Origin of the sequence: Phocaeicola fibrisolvens (assembly GCF_025567125.1) — a bacterium.
Classification (GTDB): Bacteria; Bacteroidota; Bacteroidia; order Bacteroidales; family Bacteroidaceae; genus Phocaeicola; species Phocaeicola fibrisolvens.
This window is the reverse complement of sequence record NZ_JAOQJI010000017.1, coordinates 43729-63046: the sequence shown is the minus strand read 5'-3', so window position 1 is coordinate 63046 and position 19318 is coordinate 43729. Positions and strand designations below refer to the sequence as shown.

The 19318-nt window shown below is 41.2% G+C and carries 11 protein-coding genes; 3 read left to right on the top strand and 8 right to left on the bottom strand.

The window, feature by feature from the left end; genetic code table 11:
- Nucleotides 1-34: 34 nt before the first annotated feature.
- The 8 genes from OCV81_RS09075 to OCV81_RS09040 form a co-directional block, all read right to left on the bottom strand.
- The gene (locus tag OCV81_RS09075) at nt 35-1963 is read right to left on the bottom strand and encodes a glycoside hydrolase family 127 protein (RefSeq protein ID WP_148329741.1); all 1929 of its coding nucleotides are present in this window, start codon (nt 1961-1963) and stop codon (nt 35-37) included.
- 22 nt (nt 1964-1985) lie between these two features.
- A complete protein-coding gene (locus OCV81_RS09070) occupies nt 1986-3392 on the bottom strand; it encodes a glycosyl hydrolase family 28 protein (protein ID WP_148329740.1) in 1407 nt (468 codons plus the stop codon).
- Nucleotides 3393-3477: 85 nt separating this feature from the next.
- Nucleotides 3478-4872, bottom strand: coding sequence for an alginate lyase family protein (locus OCV81_RS09065; RefSeq protein ID WP_148329739.1), 1395 nt, complete (start codon nt 4870-4872; stop codon nt 3478-3480).
- Between the two features lie 21 nt (nt 4873-4893).
- Nucleotides 4894-6396, bottom strand: coding sequence for an Ig-like domain-containing protein (locus OCV81_RS09060; protein WP_262640294.1), 1503 nt, complete (start codon nt 6394-6396; stop codon nt 4894-4896).
- A gap of 96 nt (nt 6397-6492) precedes the next feature.
- A complete protein-coding gene (locus OCV81_RS09055) occupies nt 6493-8238 on the bottom strand; it encodes a RagB/SusD family nutrient uptake outer membrane protein (protein ID WP_148329738.1) in 1746 nt (581 codons plus the stop codon).
- 13 nt (nt 8239-8251) lie between these two features.
- Complete coding sequence (locus tag OCV81_RS09050; protein WP_148329737.1) at nt 8252-11452, bottom strand: SusC/RagA family TonB-linked outer membrane protein; 3201 nt, start codon at nt 11450-11452, stop codon at nt 8252-8254.
- 44 nt (nt 11453-11496) lie between these two features.
- The gene (locus OCV81_RS09045) at nt 11497-12012 is read right to left on the bottom strand and encodes a sigma-70 family RNA polymerase sigma factor (protein WP_148329736.1); all 516 of its coding nucleotides are present in this window, start codon (nt 12010-12012) and stop codon (nt 11497-11499) included.
- Between the two features lie 221 nt (nt 12013-12233).
- Entirely contained in the window at nt 12234-15125 is a 2892-nt protein-coding gene (locus OCV81_RS09040; RefSeq protein ID WP_148329749.1) for a ligand-binding sensor domain-containing protein, read from the bottom strand.
- Between the two features lie 384 nt (nt 15126-15509).
- Here OCV81_RS09040 and OCV81_RS09035 point away from each other — a divergent pair, with 384 nt between their 5' ends.
- The 3 genes from OCV81_RS09035 (at nt 15510) to OCV81_RS09025 (ending at nt 19318) form a co-directional block, all read left to right on the top strand.
- Nucleotides 15510-17255, top strand: a complete 1746-nt coding sequence (locus tag OCV81_RS09035; RefSeq protein ID WP_022352615.1) for a sodium:solute symporter — start codon at nt 15510-15512, stop codon at nt 17253-17255.
- Between the two features lie 180 nt (nt 17256-17435).
- Nucleotides 17436-18590 (top strand): aldose epimerase family protein, encoded by a 1155-nt coding sequence (locus OCV81_RS09030; protein WP_072542936.1) that lies wholly within the window; start codon nt 17436-17438, stop codon nt 18588-18590.
- Between the two features lie 50 nt (nt 18591-18640).
- Nucleotides 18641-19318 carry an NUDIX hydrolase gene (locus tag OCV81_RS09025; RefSeq protein ID WP_022352618.1) on the top strand — a complete coding sequence of 226 codons (678 nt, stop codon included), beginning with the start codon at nt 18641-18643 and terminating at the stop codon, nt 19316-19318.

Genomic DNA, 19318 nt, shown 5'->3' with positions numbered 1-19318 from the left:
ACGTATCAGAAACTCCTTTTACTTAAACAAAGACCTATTTTTTCTTCTTCAGGTTCCAATATACCACATACCGCTGCCGGTGAACGTCGTACAAAGGGGCTATTTTCACTCCCTCTTTCGTTTCAAAGGTCAGCCCTTTTCCTGTTCTCCGGAGGTTCTTCTCCCAATGAGTCCCTTCCACCTCCAAGTCTACGGGCAGTCCCTCCGGTATATGGTAATCGTAGGTATAGTAGTCGTTGTACTTCGACGGGTCGGAATAAGGAGCAGGATTCTGCATACCTTCCGTCCCCAGTTCTCCAGCCATGACCACCGGACCGTAGCACAGTGCTGCACGGCCGGCATCGTCAGGAGTCGTCTCCAGCGAGAAAGACATGGAGTACGTCACTTCTATGCGGTCACCCTGCCGCCATTCTCTGTCCAACACGATATAGGAACCTGGCCGATGAGGCACTTTCACCTTTTTCCCATTTACCGTCACCCTCACTTTCCCGCTCCATGAAGGATAGCGCAGACAGATTTCCGCACGGACGGGCCGTTCCGCCCCGACATACAGCCGGGTGGTCTCCTCCTCCGGGAACCTGGTCTCCTGACGAAGCATAATTCCTTTTTCCCGCCAGTTCAGGACAGAAGGGATGAAAAGGTTTACAAACAGCTTTTCCCGGTGGTGGAAATAAATGCTCTCGGCATACTTGGCATGGCTTTCAAAACCGCTGCCTACACAACACCAGAATGAATTGTTCGGCGTGCTGTACACCTTATGTGCTCCCGACAGCAGGGGCAGGAAATAAGCCACCATCCCCGTCTTGGGGTCCTGCTGCCCCAGGATATGGTTATACAGAGCCCGTTCGTAATAATCGGCTACCTCTGGAGAAGCCGTCCAGCAGAACAAATGCTTGCTTAGCTTCAGCATGTTATACGTGCAGCAGGTTTCTCCGGTATAGCCAGACAAGTGTCTGGAGAACTGCTTCGTATCAAAATAATGCTCCTTGTCGCTGCTACATCCTGGAGCAAACGCGTGATGTGCGACCATCGTATGCCAGAAAAACTCACTCAATGCCCGGCTGTCTTGCGCACCCGAAAGTTCATAATTGCGAGCTTCGGCCAGGACCTTCGGAATAAAAGTATTGGTGTGCTTCGTCCCCAGGTCGTCCCGTCCCTCCTTCAAGGGGTCAATCACTTCATTGTGGTAAAAGAATCTGGCCAACCAGCGATCACGTTCATCTCCTGTCAGGGCATACAGGTTATAAAACGATTCATTGATACCGCCGAACTCATTCCGTATCATCCGCTGCCGGGTGACCTCATCCAGCGGTTTCAACTTGGCATAAGCCCAGTTGCCCATCCGCTTTACCACCTCCAATGCCTGGCTATTATCAGCATAAATGTATTGGTCTATTAAACCCGAAAAGAGCTTATGCAAGGTATACCAGGGGGCCCATACACTTTCCCCTCTGATATTCCGGTTAATCAGTTCCTCCGGGAAGGCACTCAAGTACCCGTTTGCATACGTTCTCTGCACTTCCATCAGCCCGGTTACCAAACTGTCTCCCTTCAACTTGAAAATTTCACTTCCTGTAGCCGCATACATCAGCGAATAGGCAGACAGCAAATGTCCTGTGATATGTCCTCGCAGCTCACAGTCCAGTGACTCCCAACCTCCCAGTTTCTTTACCGTCATGTATCCGCCTTCACGCCCGGCAAACACACCGGCCGTGGTACGGAAACTATGCAACAATTGGTCAACTCCTACCGAAACCATCCATGCTGAATCCCGCTCCAAGTTCTCCCTGAAACGACTAGGGAGCAAACGTACATCCTGTAAATTAACGCATTCTGCAGCCACTGGAACTGCCAGTGATACCTGAAATTTCTCCTGACTTTGTCCGGGATAGGCCGACTGAGCCACAAGTGTCCCATCCAAACCTATCAAACAAGCCATCGTTATCCATATTTTTCCCTTCATGCCCATTAATCAATTAGAATTCTCATTTAAATCTTACATTTTCTACAAACTCATTCGAATCAATATCTTCCAGATGTTCCATCTTCTTTCCATTTACTACTACATTGTCAAATAGAATATCACGTACCATCCGATTCCGGTCCAATCCCTTTACCTGAGAAGGGTTCTCTCCCACACCCTCATAAGATATATTACGAAAAACAACGTGTGATATCCCTCTTCCGGGCTGTTTATCGTACTTAGGATTAAAGTTGACACTGATATTAAAAAGCCTTCCCTCCTGAATACGTTCTACACGAATATCCTCAAACAGAATATCTCTAGCCCAATTTTTATCACCAACAGATATCGTCATGCATCCTTGATACATGCGATCGTCTTCATCGTGTTCCAAAATATCAATGTTTCGGAAAACCAAATTCTCAATTATTTCTCCTTCAGAAGATTCCGGGTCGCCATGCCCACCAATGTTAATCGGATGCGCTACATCAGCCCACAATACAGAATTCTGCAATACCAAATTCTTCGAACCGCCCCACCAATTCCATCGATGATTATACAAAGCAATGCAATCGTCACTATTACGCATGAAAACCTGATCAATCACCACATCCCGACAGCACATCAGGTCAATCCCATCACTCCATCCCTTGCAACTAAAAGACTTCAAGTTTTTTATAGTAATCCCCTGAGAGCCACCACCAAAGATTGTGTAATGATCAGGATTTACGACTGTAATCCCTTCTACATATACATTTCTGGAATTTGTAATCTCAATGCCACGAACGGGATGGTCCAATATTCCGCGACCTATAATCCGAACATCCTCCGCATGATCAACTAACAGTTTGGCTTTAACTACTGCTCCATAAGCCAAATAAACGGTAGTATGACTAGGTATGCGAATCTGATTATTAGGCAAATCATCCGGACGATGTATTCCTGGGCCAAAATACATAACCTTTTTTGACGCTGCAATATAAGTTTCTGTCTCCAAGGGATTTGCAAATAAATGCAAATTATGCAACCTGTCTCCATCAAATTCTATAGAAAGATGCTGAGGTTTGTCCAATGTAAAAAGAATGGCATCCCCTACCCGTCTATACGCTATCTGATTATGATGTGGACGTATGGAAACATCCCGGAAATTTCCGTTATTCTTTTTTACCATCACCTCTACCTTTCCATTCATGTCAAATTGCACCATGGAAGCATCTTGTATCTTGTCCATGTCTACCTGTACATTGTATTCAAACAAATCCTGCCACTCTTCATCCGGTACCCGTACCCTCACTGTATAATCATCATTATGTGCCATACCCGTACGTTGAATGTCTGGATTCGTAACAACCTGTGCCTGAACATTCCATACAAATACCCCAAAGGCTAACACCCCCAAAAATCTTTTCACGCAATTTATTATTCTCATAGTCTTAAATATCAAGTCTAAACAAAGGCAAAAATGCCCTATACTCTTTCTCAAAAGTACAAGGCATTTTCGGACTTATACCTAATTATTTTTGATACAGCATTAAAGTTCCCCATCCAAGTTGATCGAAGGCTCCACTATTACTACCATAACGGCTGTCACCTGCCCCTCCTTCCGGACGAATCTTATCTGCAAACTGCTTTGTATAAGTGTAACCACTACTTAGATTTTTTACCTTCGCATAATGATGATATAAAATTTCCCAACCTGGACGTACTGTGCCACGGCTTTCATCATCAGCCACTACTTTTTGGTCTGCCCCATGGTTTTTATCCTTACAAGAACAATCAATGCAATACTTATATTCTTGAAATGGCATCTTAGCTGCGCTTATTAACCATTGTCCTGTTGCATTCGCATTGTCTGTGCCGTTCTTCAAATTAAAAAGAGCAATATATTCGCCCATTTTCATAATGGCATTATCGTTTGCTGCAAAAAAATCCAACTGAGGAACAGACTGATTATCCTGATAAAGCGTATAAGCCATCTGACACAGATTGGCAGTCACAGCAAGTGACATGCTCGCATGCCCCTGGTCTCGTCCACTTTCCTGATTCTGACAAATCTGTTCTCCACTTTCCAGAGGGTCATCAAACGTAGCCTGAATCAGATTGTCAAGACATCCGTTGCCTGCACCCGAATAAAAGTAGTTTACCACAAAATTCACCATCTCGTCATTTTCCGTCAACACACCAATGGCCCAATACGAGCACATATTCACCAAATCCCAGTTTGACCAATAATGGAGCGGACAATTATTTGTTCCTTGATGATTATCCAAAAAATCTTTATTTTTAGAAGCGAACACCTCTACTATCCATCTTTTAAAATCAATTACATCGTTCTCGTTCCATCCGCTGTATGTCTGCATAATTTCAGCAGCATTAGCAAATGTATACCCCTGACATCCAGCAGCCAGCATCTGGTTCGCATCATTTGAAGTTATACGTTTACAAACGTCAGCCCAAGCATTTAAAATCCTTACAGAAAGATCCGCATATTTCGTATCCCCTGTCAGTTTCCACAAGATAGCAGTCTGATATGCGGCAGCTGCATCTCGCATTGCATAAGCATAATTTTCTTTTCCAGCCACAGTACCAGTGGCATCTCCCCGGACGATTTCCTCTTGAGGAGAAGGCACATACGACAACAGCGTATACGGACTATTCTTCAAATTTGTAAATTCTGTTTCCACTTCGACCGGTGACGTTCCCTCGTCCAGCATTTTTTTGACACGCACGAAATCGGCTTCATTGTACATTGCGCAAGGATGATTGTATACATACTCACCCGCTACAGTTACATTAGGATTATCTTCAGGCATCGTAAGATCTACTACGCCATATTCATTCTCATAGCAGGAAGAGAACGCTACCATAAGTAGCGTTGCTCCTGCAAATAACTTGACTGTTTTTATCATAGTTCCTTTGTTTTATAATTTTCATTCTTCATAAGTCAACCCTTCCTTATCCAGATAGGCTTTCAAATCATCCAGACTCTTAAAGGTCTGTACCCAATATACATTATATTGAATCTGATGGTCAATCGTTGCAATATCAGCATATTTGAACTGTAAAGTCGTGAACTCTGCTACAGAAGTAGTAGGCAACAAGCCACCATTGGCCCATGATTGAGAAGACAAATCGTAAACAAACACACGACTGCCATCACTACATTTATAATTATATTTATACTTGTTGTTCGAACCACCTAGATTTCCACTAAAATTAGCTCCTCCACATGTTCCAGAAGCATCCAAATTAATATTACGTGCAGTCACACCCTCGTCTTTATATTTATCGGCCACATCTTCCATGCGGATAGCAAAAATAGGATACTTACCAGCATGCAACCAGGTTTTCGGACTCCAGCATTTAAAGTCACCACGTTGCTTGGTAGCACTTTGTGCATAAGTAGTCACAGTTACATACCCATCATGCCATACGTGAGACGATTCCGTTCCACTATTACTTTGTTTCGCATTATACCATGTATAATTATTCTCATCATGGAACAATTCACGTACCAGACCTTCTTCCAAGCGTAAATTGATAGAAGAAGTTTTCCCAGTTTCAGGACACGTTGCCGTAATCGTCACATCTCCAAACACTCCATTCTGATTAAAGGATACCACTCCCTGACTAACAGTAGCGATTTCCTCATTGCTTGAAGTCCACTGTATCAAGGATGTTGTACAATCAGAAGGCGTTGTGGTATAAGATAATTTAACTGTTTTATCCGTAATAGCCCACAAATAATTTTGTTCAATCGAATAGCTTTGATCTATGGCCACATCCTCCGGTTGAACAATTTTCATTATCTTCAGTTGTTTGTCTGCATATACCTGTGAACCATCCAAAGCTGAAGCCGTGATGGTAACTGTTTCTGTATTTGCATCAATGACATGCGCTGTAACCACACCATTCTCATCCACCGTTGCTACAGATTCATTCGAACTGCTCCATCTCACAGTTTTATAAGTTGTGTTTTCAGGAAAGATAGTATAATGCAGTTGCATACTCTCCCCCATATACACTTGATCAGCTTCTGACGACAAAGAAATATTTTCAGCTTGTATCAGTTCATCTGAAACCATTACTTTCAGGGTGCTGTATATACCGCTTCCAGTAAAAAAGACGGAAGGAGACACCTGCACGATGGAATAGGTACTTCCGTTTCCATTGACAGCCTTCACTTTTCCATTTTCATCTACAGTAGCCACATTTTCATCACTTGAAGACCAAGCAACTTCATTAAAAGTAATATTTTCAGGAAGTATAGTATAGCCCAATTGCACTTCTTCTCCCTTCAGCAAAGGCAAAACATTGGTACCGTTCTCATCCTGATAAATCAAAGGTCTTACACTTTCCGGAATATCAAGTGTGATTGATTTCGGATAAATAGCTTCATACAAATCACCTGTTTCATCTTCCTGGCAAGCCATCATCGTGACAGCTGTTACCCCTAACAACAGGGCATTTAATTTTCTATATAAATTAGATATCATCATAAAATCCTTTTAAAGTGAATACACATGAATTTAATTATTAGTCCACCCCGGATTCTGTCCCAATTGTGGATTCAACTGCAATTGATCGGAAGGTAATGGATACAAATACAATTTATCATCCCATACACGTCCGTCATATAAGATAATGCATCCATCACTATTTAACTGACGAGACTGCGCCGACCAGTTTGTTTCAAACCAAGTACCTTTTACCTGTACCCCAAGCTGATCCTGAGGCATTTCTTCAGGAGCCGTAGCCCAGCGCTTTAAATCATCAATTCGGAATCCTTCCAGGAACAACTCTACCGTACGTTCCCTACGAATTTCTTCACGCATAGACAATCCATGTTGACTGACAAATTCATTGGTCAATTCCGGCATATCCGGATTTACCCGCGTACGTACCTGATTCAGATACTGCAAATCACTATTACTGATATTGCCCTGCAACTCATAAACGGCCTCCACATAGTTCAACAAGACTTCAGCATAACGAATTACCGGATAATCAATCGACTCATAATAATCGGCCACCTGACGTTCTACACACCATTTATAATTTTGATAACCACTGTTTGAACGTACATCCATCACCAAACTATTATTCAAATCCTCATCATTCCAAGTAGTGCGCCATTTACCATCATTATTCCAATATTTCTGTCCATGCTGAATCAAGGTATTAGTCATACGGTTGTCACGATTCTGGAATTCTGTAGTAGCACCAGAATATCCTTTAAATAAATCACCTGCTTTATCTATCGGCAATCCATTGGAACACAAATACATATTTGCCATTTTGCGAGTAATGTAACAAACGTTTGCCAACATTCCATGAGTAATATTAGTTCCCTTATCTCCATCACGGTGCCGATGCGATAGAATATATTCCGTATTATCACTCTTATGCAGATTCGCCGGATTACACTGAGCTGCATCTTCCAAAATAAACATATAACGATAACTCTGATTTCCTAGTGTTTCATTATAAAAGAGTTTATATTTATTGTCTTTTATTACCTGATAAGCAGCTTCCTTAGCAAGTGTCAATAATTCGGTACTTCGCTCTGTATTATTCTCGGTATCTGCTCCATTAGTATGAAACTTCTGCCACGTACCTTCATAAAGTGCTACACGGGAAAGCATGGCATAAGCCGCATATTTGGTAAGTTTGCCTGCATCTGCAGTTTCCGGCAATGCTTCCGCCGCATCCTGCAAATCAGCAATAACCTGATCAATCACCTCTCCCCGGTCATTCCGAACAGCATATAACTCCTCGGAATCCAAATCTAAAGGTCGTGTCAGCAATATCGCATTACCCCAAATCTGTACAAGTTCAAAATGACAATATGCACGAAAGAATTTTGCTTCCGCCACTGGTACGGCAATGGCAGCCTTATCTGAAAACGATTCAGCCCGGTTCAACAACAAGTTCGTATAATAAATCTGCTTATACAACGTCGTGTAATTTGCATCCTCCGACGGTATCACATTAGTTCCTTGACTATAAGTATTGATAGAAGAAGTAGCTATCAAATCAGAACGATAATCACTATGAGGTCCATCACTCACTCCATTACCATAAGTATTGGTGGCAGAAAGTTGAAAATCACGTGTCCAACTGTAAAATTGATTAGCAAACAATTGAAAGTTATCAGCTTTGTCCCATACCAAATTATCTCCTAATTGTGCCTTCGGTTCCAAATCCAAACATGACACGGCAAACAAACTCAAGATTGACAAGCATGCTGCCTTGAAATAATATCTTTTTTTCATAAAGGTTTTCTATTTAAAAGGTTAGATTAACACCAAATGTAAAATTACGTGTAAATGGATAACGCTTCAGTCCTGTAGCATCGCGCGCCGCTTCCGGATCCCAGCCATCTTTTATCTTTGTTGTTTCCCATAAGTCTGTACCTGTTGCGTAAATACGTGCCCCTTGCAAAAACTTAATTTTTTGTAACAGTTTATTTGTAAACGTATAACCAATGGTCAAATTTTTCAAACGCAGATATCGTCCATCCTGAGAAGTCAAAGAAGATGCCTGATAATTGTAGTTATTTATATTGGCATCGTTGGTATACGGTGCATAATAGGCATTTGGATTCTCCGGACTCCACACGTTCCCAATAGAAGAGGTGATAGTATTCGTATAATTAGCTCGAAAAGGAACAGTCCAGTTATCTATACCACGGTATACAAAACGATTGGCCGACCCCTGAAAAATCACATTGATATCAAAACCTTTATAAGAAGCTCCGGCATTAAAAGAATAAGAGATTTCAGGCGTATCACTTCCCAAATAAATGTAATCCTTTTCATCTAATACACCATCTCCATTTTCATCACAATACATATTATCACCCACACGCAAGTTGCTTGGCATATTGATTCCATTGTTTTCATAATATTTGGCCAAATAAGCCTGCAATTGTTCCTCATTCTGAATCTTGCCTCCATAACGGAGTCCAAAAATAGAATTCAATGCATATCCTTGCTGAGTCGTAGTATAGCCAGATTTCAATACAGTTGTACCACCATAATCCACCAGTTCATTGCGCGCAAAAGTAAAAGTTCCACCCACATAATAATTTACTCCAGCGATGTTTCCACGATACGTCATTTGACCTTCAAATCCCCAATCCTTGAATTTCCCGGCATTGGCTTTAGGAGCTTTATCCCCTAAAATGCCAGGGTATGTAATGCTGACCAACATGTTATCGTTCTTTTTAAGAAAGGCCTCTACCGAACCACTCAACGCTCCATTCAAGAATCCGAAATCCAAACCGACATTATAATTCTTAATGCGTTCCCAACTACGAGAATTAGATGCCAGTTCACCATTGGTTTTGATATATGACAATTTTCCATCACCGACATAAGCACCTGTACCAGCCACTACATCATACAATTGCACGCCATCGTAGTTTGCAATCCCACTCTGGTTTCCCATCTCGGCATAAGATACACGCAGTTTCAAATCGCTCAGCCAGTCAATATCCTGCATAAAAGCTTCCTGCTTCATTCTCCAACCTAAAGAAGCCCCATAGAATAAATCCCAACGATTCGCTGGTTGAAATTTTGAAGAACCGTCATAGCGTCCATTCAACTCCAACAAGTACTTATCCTTATAACTATAGTTGAATCGCCCGAAATAAGACATATTGGCATTCTGATACTTGTCTTCATCTCCACTTAGAGTAATCTCGCCCGAACCATTTACAATCTCCAAACCAGTCTGAGTATCTTTCACTTTTGCGCCAAAATAAGTATACTCTTTGAATTCATATTGAGCACCAACTGTCAAACTTAAATCGTGATCTTCATTAAATGTTTTATGTGCATTCAAGAAACCAGTTACCGAATAAAAATCCGTTCTTGAACTAGTTTGTTTATAATATGAATTTCCTTGTACAGGATCAATCAACACTTGCGTATCACCTAAATAATTATAATAAGTAATTGCATTTTCTGTCTGATTTCTTGTTGCTGTACTAGTATTGTACCCCACGTTAGCGTTAGCTGTCAGCCAGTCTGTCAATGTCCAGTTCAATGTTTCACTTACACTAAAAGCCGACACCGACAGTCGATTGTCACCTCCTTCAGAAACTTTTGCCACAGGAGATCCCCATGTACCCCATGCGTAAGGCTTTCCATCCACCGTAGTAAGAGGTAAACCAGGCATCGGCACACTCACCGTCAAAACAGAACCAATCATAGAGGGCGACACCTGCTCTTGACGATTATATGAAATGGATGAGTCCAAAGTCAGATTATTCGTCAACTTAAAGGTATTATTCAAACGGAAATTATATCGGTTGTTATTATTATTTCCATACTGAAGAGTTGAACCATCATATAAATAACTTAGAGAAAGGCGATAAGAAGAACGCTCCGTACCACCTGAAATACTTAAATTCTGCTCAGTAGACCAAGTACTTCCAAACAAAGATCCCAACCAATCCACTCCGTCATCAAAAACGAAATCACTTACATCAGTAAATGCAGCATTGCCAAAAGGATTGGCACTCTGGTGCAAATCAATATATGAACCCTTATACTTTTTGGCAAGTTGCGCATAGGCATACCAGCTATTGGAAGTATTATTATCATTTTCCAAGGCTGTCATGACACCATCTGCCCACTGATCTATACTCATTAACTGAGGCATCAAACCAACAGTCTTCAACGTGGCTGTTCCACTATATTCTACTTTGGTTTTTCCTTCCTTTCCTTTTTTGGTCGTAATCAAAACGACCCCACCAGCAGCACGCGAACCATAAATAGCAGCAGCACCATCCTTCAAGAAATTAATAGATTCTATGTCATTGGAATTAATTAAACGAAGGTCGTTGACACTCGTATAAGCCACTCCATCTACAACAATCAAAGGTTCTATTGAGTTGACAGATACCGAACCACGTAAATTCATACTCCAACTCTCATCACCCGGTGCCGATGAAGAACGGGAAATCATAACTCCTGGAACTTGTCCTTGCAAAGCTGCTAACGGACTGGACAAACTTCCTTTTTCTTTAAAAGCCTTTGAATCGACTACAGTCACCGCACCAGTCAATGATTCCTTCTTCTGAGTACCATAACCTACCACCACAACTTCATCCAACACCTCCGTATCTTCCTTCAGCACCACTTTCGACAAACGCGCATCAGATGCAGGCAATTCTACGGTTTTATATCCGATATAAGAAATGACAATGACTGCACTTTTAGAGGAAACCTTCAATGAGTAATTTCCATCGATGTCTGTAATAACCCCATTTGATGTTCCTTTTTCAAGAACACTCGCACCGATAACAGGCATCCCACTACCATCCAATACTTGTCCTTTTACACTCACGGATTGCATAGCAGACTGAACATAGGCCATTTCTGCATGCATAGGAGTGAGATTTCCCGCAATCAAAGCTGAAGCCATAAAAGCTGAAAAAAGGACTCTCTGTGATGAATTTTTCAGAAAATCATTCTTCATAAAATTAAATTTTAAATTAACGATATTGATTCCTATTCTTACTCTTATATACATTGTTTCATATACATCCGTACTTCTTTTCGGCTGATAAACAGATGATTCTCTACCGTGCGCTGTGACAGATGAAGTTCCGATGCTATTTCTGACAGATTTTTCCCTTCAAAACGATTCATGACATAAATCTTACGACGCTGACGAGGCAATAGCCTTACTCTATTCCATTCTTGTTTCTGCAAATCTTTTACAATTACATGGCTATCAGATTCCATTGTTCTTGTTTGAGAAAACTCCTGTAAGAAACCCACAACTTCTTGTCTTTTGTAAAAACGGCGAAAATAATCGGTCACCAGGTTACGGACTATAGTAAATAAAAAATATTTCACGGTATCGGGACGAAGCATAGTCCTATATTCTAAAAGACGAAGATATGCGTCCTGAACCAAATCTTCAGAATCTTCTTTCTTACCTATTTTCTTATAAACATAGAAGAAAACTGACTGGCGATGGTCCGCAAAAATTCGTGCTATTAGCTCATTGGATGTGTGTGTCAGGTCTTTCATAAATTAGTTCATTTCTGTTTTTCACACTACAAAAGTATTTACATTATCAAAAACTTAGAGCAAATATTACCTCGAATAAATCTCACCTCATACAGTAAGACCAAAAAGCATGTATATATTTGATTATCATTAAAATAAGGCATCCCGCAGAAAAGTCTCAATTTATTATTTGAAACTTTTCCACGGGATGTCTTAGTGGATTTCAGCACCAATCGGAATTGTTAATCTACCGAACGGCGTTCCCCGGAAACCTGTTTAATGTATTCATTAGGAGTTATACCTGTAACTTTCTTGAATGAACGGAAGAAAGATGCACGCGAACTAAAACCACAAAGTTCTGCTAACGCGGTTAGGGTATATTTTGCATATTCTTCCTTTAAAATAAGTGCTTTGAACTCTTCTACCCGATATTCATTAATGTAGTCATAATAATTTTTCTCCAAATATTGATTAAACAGGTACGAAAGAGAATGAGAAGTAGTACCAATCAAAGAGGCCAGTTCTGCAACTTTTAGATTCGGATTACGATAAGGCTTATTTCGTTTCATCTCCTGATCCAATAGACGATAAAGACGTTTGCATTCTTCTGGGCTCACCTTGTTTGTACGATATTTGTCATCAGTATGGGCTAATATCTTCTTTTCAGTTCCCGACTCCACCTCATGAGAAATACCTTCTAAAGACAAGACCTCCTTCCGAGTAATATCATTTTCAACTTTCTTCTCCATCTCTGGTATATCTCTATCTTCCGAATCGTTTAATTTACGTAGAACACGTAACACACTCTGCAACAACCGACGTCGAAAAGTATAGATTCCACATACTAATATTCCCAACACCAATAACGTATATAGAATTTTTATCCAAGAATGATTCGGTATATTAATCTCTAGTATCATAGCAGAATCCGGATATCCAATCTGACGAACTTTAAAATATGTAGTGCCATAGGGCAAATCATATAAAGAGACCTCTGATTTTCCCATCAAGGAAATCCATTCTCCATCCTCGTCTAGCTGATATTCATACATCAAACTATTAGGATCACTATATGTCAATGCGGAAAACTGAATAGTCACACTTTTCTGACTATCGTCCAACGACAAAAAATAATGACCGGCTTTACCAGAAATCCGTTGCTGTACACTTTTTCCATTCACTAGTACATCTGAAAGAGCAATCGTATAAAAACGTCTAGACAAGAGATTCATCTCTTCTCCATTTAAACATACCAATCCCTTAGAATTACCGAACCATAAATTTCCCTTTTCATCTTTTATAGGAATGCAATTAATAAAAATCAGACTTGGGATACCATCCATGAAATTATATGGGACAACGCGATTCTTTCTGTCAAACCTATACATACCCTTATTGGTGGACAACCATAACCAATTCTCCGAATCTTCAATCACAGCCATCAAAGATTTCCTTTCCAATAAGGTACCAGATGTAACCCTCCTAAATTGAGTCATCGTTAAATCAGAAACAAATAGATCACCTTTGTCCGGCAAAAAATACAACTCATGATCAGACGTTTCGTAAATCATTCGAATTTTTTCCTTGTTGACAAATCCTTCCGGAAAAACATCATTTTTCAAACTCTCAGAAGAAGGATCCCAAATACAAATACCTGTTTCCGTACAAATCCATCCTTTGTGAGAAGAATCAAAATAAATTTCATATACATTTCCTTCTGGAAGTTTAGAATCTCCACTTGTATAATGATGCATTACTTTCCCATTATGGAAACAATAAAGCCCGGAAGAGGTTCCAATCCACAAATTATTCTGATTATCAGGACGAATACTAAAAATATGACCATGTAAGAATGGATCGGCCACATCCGGGCAGAAATCACGTAGTTCCAATGTTACCGGATTCAACACATACATTCCACCACCATACGTTCCAATATAATATTCTCCCTGGAAGTAACAGCTAGATACGATAATTGAAGCACGCAACCGAGGAATCTTATAACTTTGAAACTGTTCATTGGCCTCATCTATAAACACAAATCCATCACGAGAACCTATCAATTTCTGTTTTCCATGAAAAGCAATAGTTCTTACAGCCATATCCCTGGAATCGAACAAAGATTTGTATTTATAGGTAGAGAATAAATCGCTTTGATACAAAGTATAATCCACTCCCAATTGATAAAAACCAATCCAAATAACCCCATCCTTATCCACTAATACAGAATATACTGAATTGGAACGAATGCAACCGTCTGTATCACGGTCATGACGAAATGAACGAACAATCCTACATTTGCTGACCGAAATAAAATGTACTCCATTTCCATCCGTACCTACATAAAGCAAATCTTTCCCATCTGTAGATAAAGAAGAAATAACTCCGCACCCGACATCCACATAATGTGCAAACTGTTTCTGTACAGAATCAAAGACTATCAAACCATCTGTCATCGAACCTAAATAGACTTTTCGATTAATACATGCTATATTATAGAACGAAAGATTTTGTCCGTTTTTACCTAATTTATCTGAGAATGAAACAATCTTCCGGTCAGTCATATAAAGTAACTTCAGTCCACCCATGGTCGAAAGCCACAATTCATCTTTATTTCCTTTTACAATTCCTGTTACATAATTTGCACTTGAAAAAACATTCTTATCAACCAGCAAATGTGTAAAGACTCCATTCTGATAGACATACAACCCTTTTTCAGTACCAATATAAAGCACTTCACCTACTCGACAAAATACGTGCACCCCACTCGTAATCATTTCTGGTGCCAATCGCTCCAATCTATCCTGACCTAAACGCAAACGACATACCCCCATTCCCGTACCGACCCACATTTCATCTCCAGGCATTTCGGCAAGTGCATACACACGCTTTAAATTCTCATTACGACCTTCCACCATATAATGCTCCAATCGTATTCCGTCAAAACGTTCCACTGAAGTATTCGTTCCCATCCAAACATATCCCTTCGAATCCTTGTAAATCACATTAACCACCAAATCCGAAAGTCCATCTGAAACAGACAAATTACGAATGACAGATGATTCAGCATCTGCTTGCACATTCCATAAACAGAACCACAAAAAAATAATGATATATTTCAAAAAAGACTTCATTGCCATAAACTAAAATTCATTTTTACAAACAAAAATACACAGATTCTGTCTATATTTCAAAAAGAGACTCAAAATACATTTCTACAAAAACTACCAGTTTTCATTCTACTCATCCATTCTTCAAACATTATCATACGAATGAAACTGTAAAAAGCCTCAAAAGCTTTATACATTTTATCTCTACCGAAATGTTAAAAACAAAGTACAAACAGAAAAAGCAAAGAAACATGCTCTAAAACATGAGTTTTTATTAGTGTATTTTTACACTTATCCGTAATATTGCAGTCGAATTAGTGTTACTAATACACTTTGGAAAACAAACAAAATAAAATAAACTTTTGATAGCCGCGAAGTCAATACACAAATCATTTAAATAATACTATTATGAATTGGAATTCAACTGAATTTATTTGGCTCGACTGGTTGGTTCTCGCAGTCGGGGTCATGGCTATTGTATGGGCTGTTTACCGTACAATTAAAAAGGACCATGAAAAGATGAAAGGTGCAGACAGTCAGGATTACCTTTTCGGAAAAGGAGAACCTTGGTATATCATCGGTGCCGCCATCTTTGCAGCAAATATCGGTTCTGAACACCTGGTAGGATTGGCTGGTACGGGTGCGAAAGACGGTGTAGGAATGGCACACTGGGAAATGCAAGGCTGGATGATTCTTATCCTTGGATGGCTGTTCGTGCCTTTTTACCAGCTATTAAATAACAAAATGGGTAAAATCATCACCATGCCTGACTTTCTGAAATTCCGCTATACCCAGCGCACTGGTTCATGGTTGTCCATCATCACTCTGATTGCCTACGTGCTGACAAAGGTATCCGTAACAGCATTCACCGGTGGTATTTTCTTTGAATATTTGCTTGGACTTCCATTTTGGTGGGGTGCACTCGGTCTTATTTTCATTACAGCCGTATTCACAGTTTTCGGTGGTATGAAAGGTGTAATGACACTTTCTGCCATCCAAACCCCGATATTGATTATTGGTTCGTTCCTCGTTTTGTTCCTTGGTCTGAATATGCTTGGAGACGGCAGCATCGCAGAAGGATGGTCACAAATGATGGCCGCTTGTAACGCCGCACACGACGGCTTCGGGACAACCCACATGTTCCACACCGACCCTGCCGACCCCATGTATCCGCAGTTCCCTGGCTACGTAGTCTTCCTTGGAGCCTCCATCATCGGCTTCTGGTACTGGTGTACTGACCAGCATATCGTACAACGTGTACTCGGACAAACCAAAGGAGAAGACAACCGCAAAGTCATGGCTCGCGCACGCCGCGGTACAATCGCAGCCGGCTATTTCAAACTGCTACCTGTATTCATGTTCCTGATTCCGGGTATGGTAGCTTTCGCACTCTCTCAAAAGACCGGCAGCAACATCGTTATGGACATCACCAACACACATGACACGGACGGCGCCTTCGCCATGATGGTCAAAAACATCCTGCCAGCCGGTGTGAAAGGTATCGTCACAATCGGTTTCATTTGTGCCCTTGTAGCTTCTTTGGCTGCCTTCTTCAACAGCTGCGCCACTTTATTTACAGAAGACTTCTACAAACCGATGAAAAAAGGTATGAGTGAAAGCCACTACGTAATGGTAGGCCGTGTTGCTACCGTCGTAGTCGTACTCTTAGGATTGGCTTGGATGCCTATCATGATGAACATGGGTAACCTGTATTCTTATCTTCAAGATATCCAGTCTTTGATTGCCCCTGCCATGGTAGCCGTATTCACCCTTGGTATCTTCTCTAAACGCATCACTCCGAAAGCCGGAGAATGGGGCCTTATTGGCGGTTTCCTCATCGGTATGGTACGTTTGCTGACCAATGTAATCACCGACTCAGGCAAAGCTGTCATGGACGGTGCATTCTGGGAATACACCTCTTGGTTCTGGCAAACCAACTGGCTCATCTTCGAAGTATGGTTACTTGTATTCATCGTCATTCTGATGTACGTGGTATCCATGTTTACTGCCAAACCAACATCTGAACAGATTGCCGCCATCACATTCACAGGCGACTACAAGAAAGCCATCCGCGAAAGCTGGAATATGTGGGATGTTATTGCCACATTGGGCGTTGTGGTACTGTGCGCATTGTTCTATGCATATTTCTGGTAATCCAAAAAACAACAACTTATAATAGAAGAGGGTATGCAGAAGATTGCGTATCCTCTTCCTTTTTTATATAGAAACTATCGAAAAACATGCATTCTATGTTGAAAAACATTTGAAAAAAAGAACAACCAATCATTTTAAGTGTTACTTTTACACCACACAAATAATATTAAATATAAATTTATGAAAAGCATGAAGAAATCACTTCTAGGCATGAGTGCTGCTTTAATTTTTTTCTGCGGATGCAGTCAAAAACAAGAAGCTCCCAAACTGACCTTATCGGGTTTGGACCCAGCCAATTTTGAGACGCTGGTAGATAGTGTAAAACCTGTAAAACTTTACACTTTAAAGAATCATCAGGGGATGGAAGTCTGTGTCACCAATTTTGGGGGTCGACTGGTTTCCATTATGGTTCCCGACAAAACCGGCAAGATGACCGATGTGGTTCTCGGCTTCGACAGCATAGCTGACTACCAGCATATTCCGAGTGATTTCGGTGCAGCCATCGGACGTTATGCCAACCGAATCAACAAAGGTAAAATCACTCTTGACGGACAAGAAATCCAACTCCCGACAAACAATTTCGGGCACTGTCTGCACGGAGGTCCTACAGGATGGCAATATCAAGTATATGAAGCTAATCAAACCAATGACAGTACCCTTGTGCTGACCATGAAATCACCGGATGGAGACAATAACTTCCCGGGCAACGTAACGGCTCATGTAACCTATTCTCTGACAGCTGATAACGCCATTGATATCCAATACGATGCCACTACCGACAAGACGACTGTCATCAACATGACCAACCACTCGTACTTCAACCTGAGCGGTGATCCTTCAAAACCGGCTACCGACCACGTGCTTTATGTGGCTTCCGACAGCATCACACCAGTAGACAGCACCTTCATGACCACCGGCGAAATGATGGCAGTAAAAGATACTCCGTTCGACTTCAACACGCCGAAGACCATCAGTCCAGATGTCACAGACTTTACCAACGAACAAGTGAAATTCGGTAACGGATTCGACCATAACTGGGTATTGAAGACCAAAGGCGACATCAACCAGCTGGCTGCCAAACTGACTTGTCCAACCACAGGTATCAGCTTGGAAGTCTACACCAATGAACCAGGTATACAGGTATATACAGGAAATTTCCTGGACGGAACAGTGAAAGGAAAGAAAGGCATTGCCTATCCGCAACGGGCTTCCGTTTGTTTGGAAACACAGCACTATCCCGACAGCCCCAACAAGCCACAATGGCCTTCTGTTATTCTGGCTCCAGGACAAACTTACCAGAGTCACTGCATCTTCAAATTTACAGTGGAGAAATAACAGAAACCGACAAGAAACCTAGTTGAAAAGAACAAAAAGTCAAAAATTGAATGACCACTTATTATAATCATAATCCCAAATTCTACGTCGGCATCGACTGCATCATTTTCGGATTCGAAAAAGGAGAACTGAACTTATTGCTGCTGAAACGAAATTTTGAGCCGGCAATGGGCCAATGGTCTCTGATGGGAGGATTCATCCAGGAAAACGAAAGTGCGGACGATGCGGCCAAACGGGTACTGAGCGAGCTGACCGGTCTGGAGAATGTATATATGGACCAGATTGGGGCATTCGGTGCCGTAGACCGTGATCCGGGAGAACGCGTAATTTCACTGGCCTATTATGCGCTTATCAACATCAACGAATATGACCGGGAACTGGTGCAGCAACACAATGCGCATTGGATAAACATCAATGAAATTCCCGAACTTATTTTCGATCACAACGAGATGGTGGAGAAAGCACGTGCCATCATGCGCCAGAAGGCATCAAGAGCCCCCATCGGCTTCAACCTGCTTCCCGAGCTGTTCACCTTGACCCAGCTGCAAAGCTTGTATGAAGCCATCTACAGCGAGCCGATGGACAAGCGCAATTTCCGCAAACGTATCGCAGAAATGGGATTTATTGAAAAAACTAATAAAATAGATAAAACAGGATCCAGAAGAGGCGCCTCTCTCTATAAATTCAATGACAAGGCCTATCAGAAGGACCCGAAATTTAAACTTTAA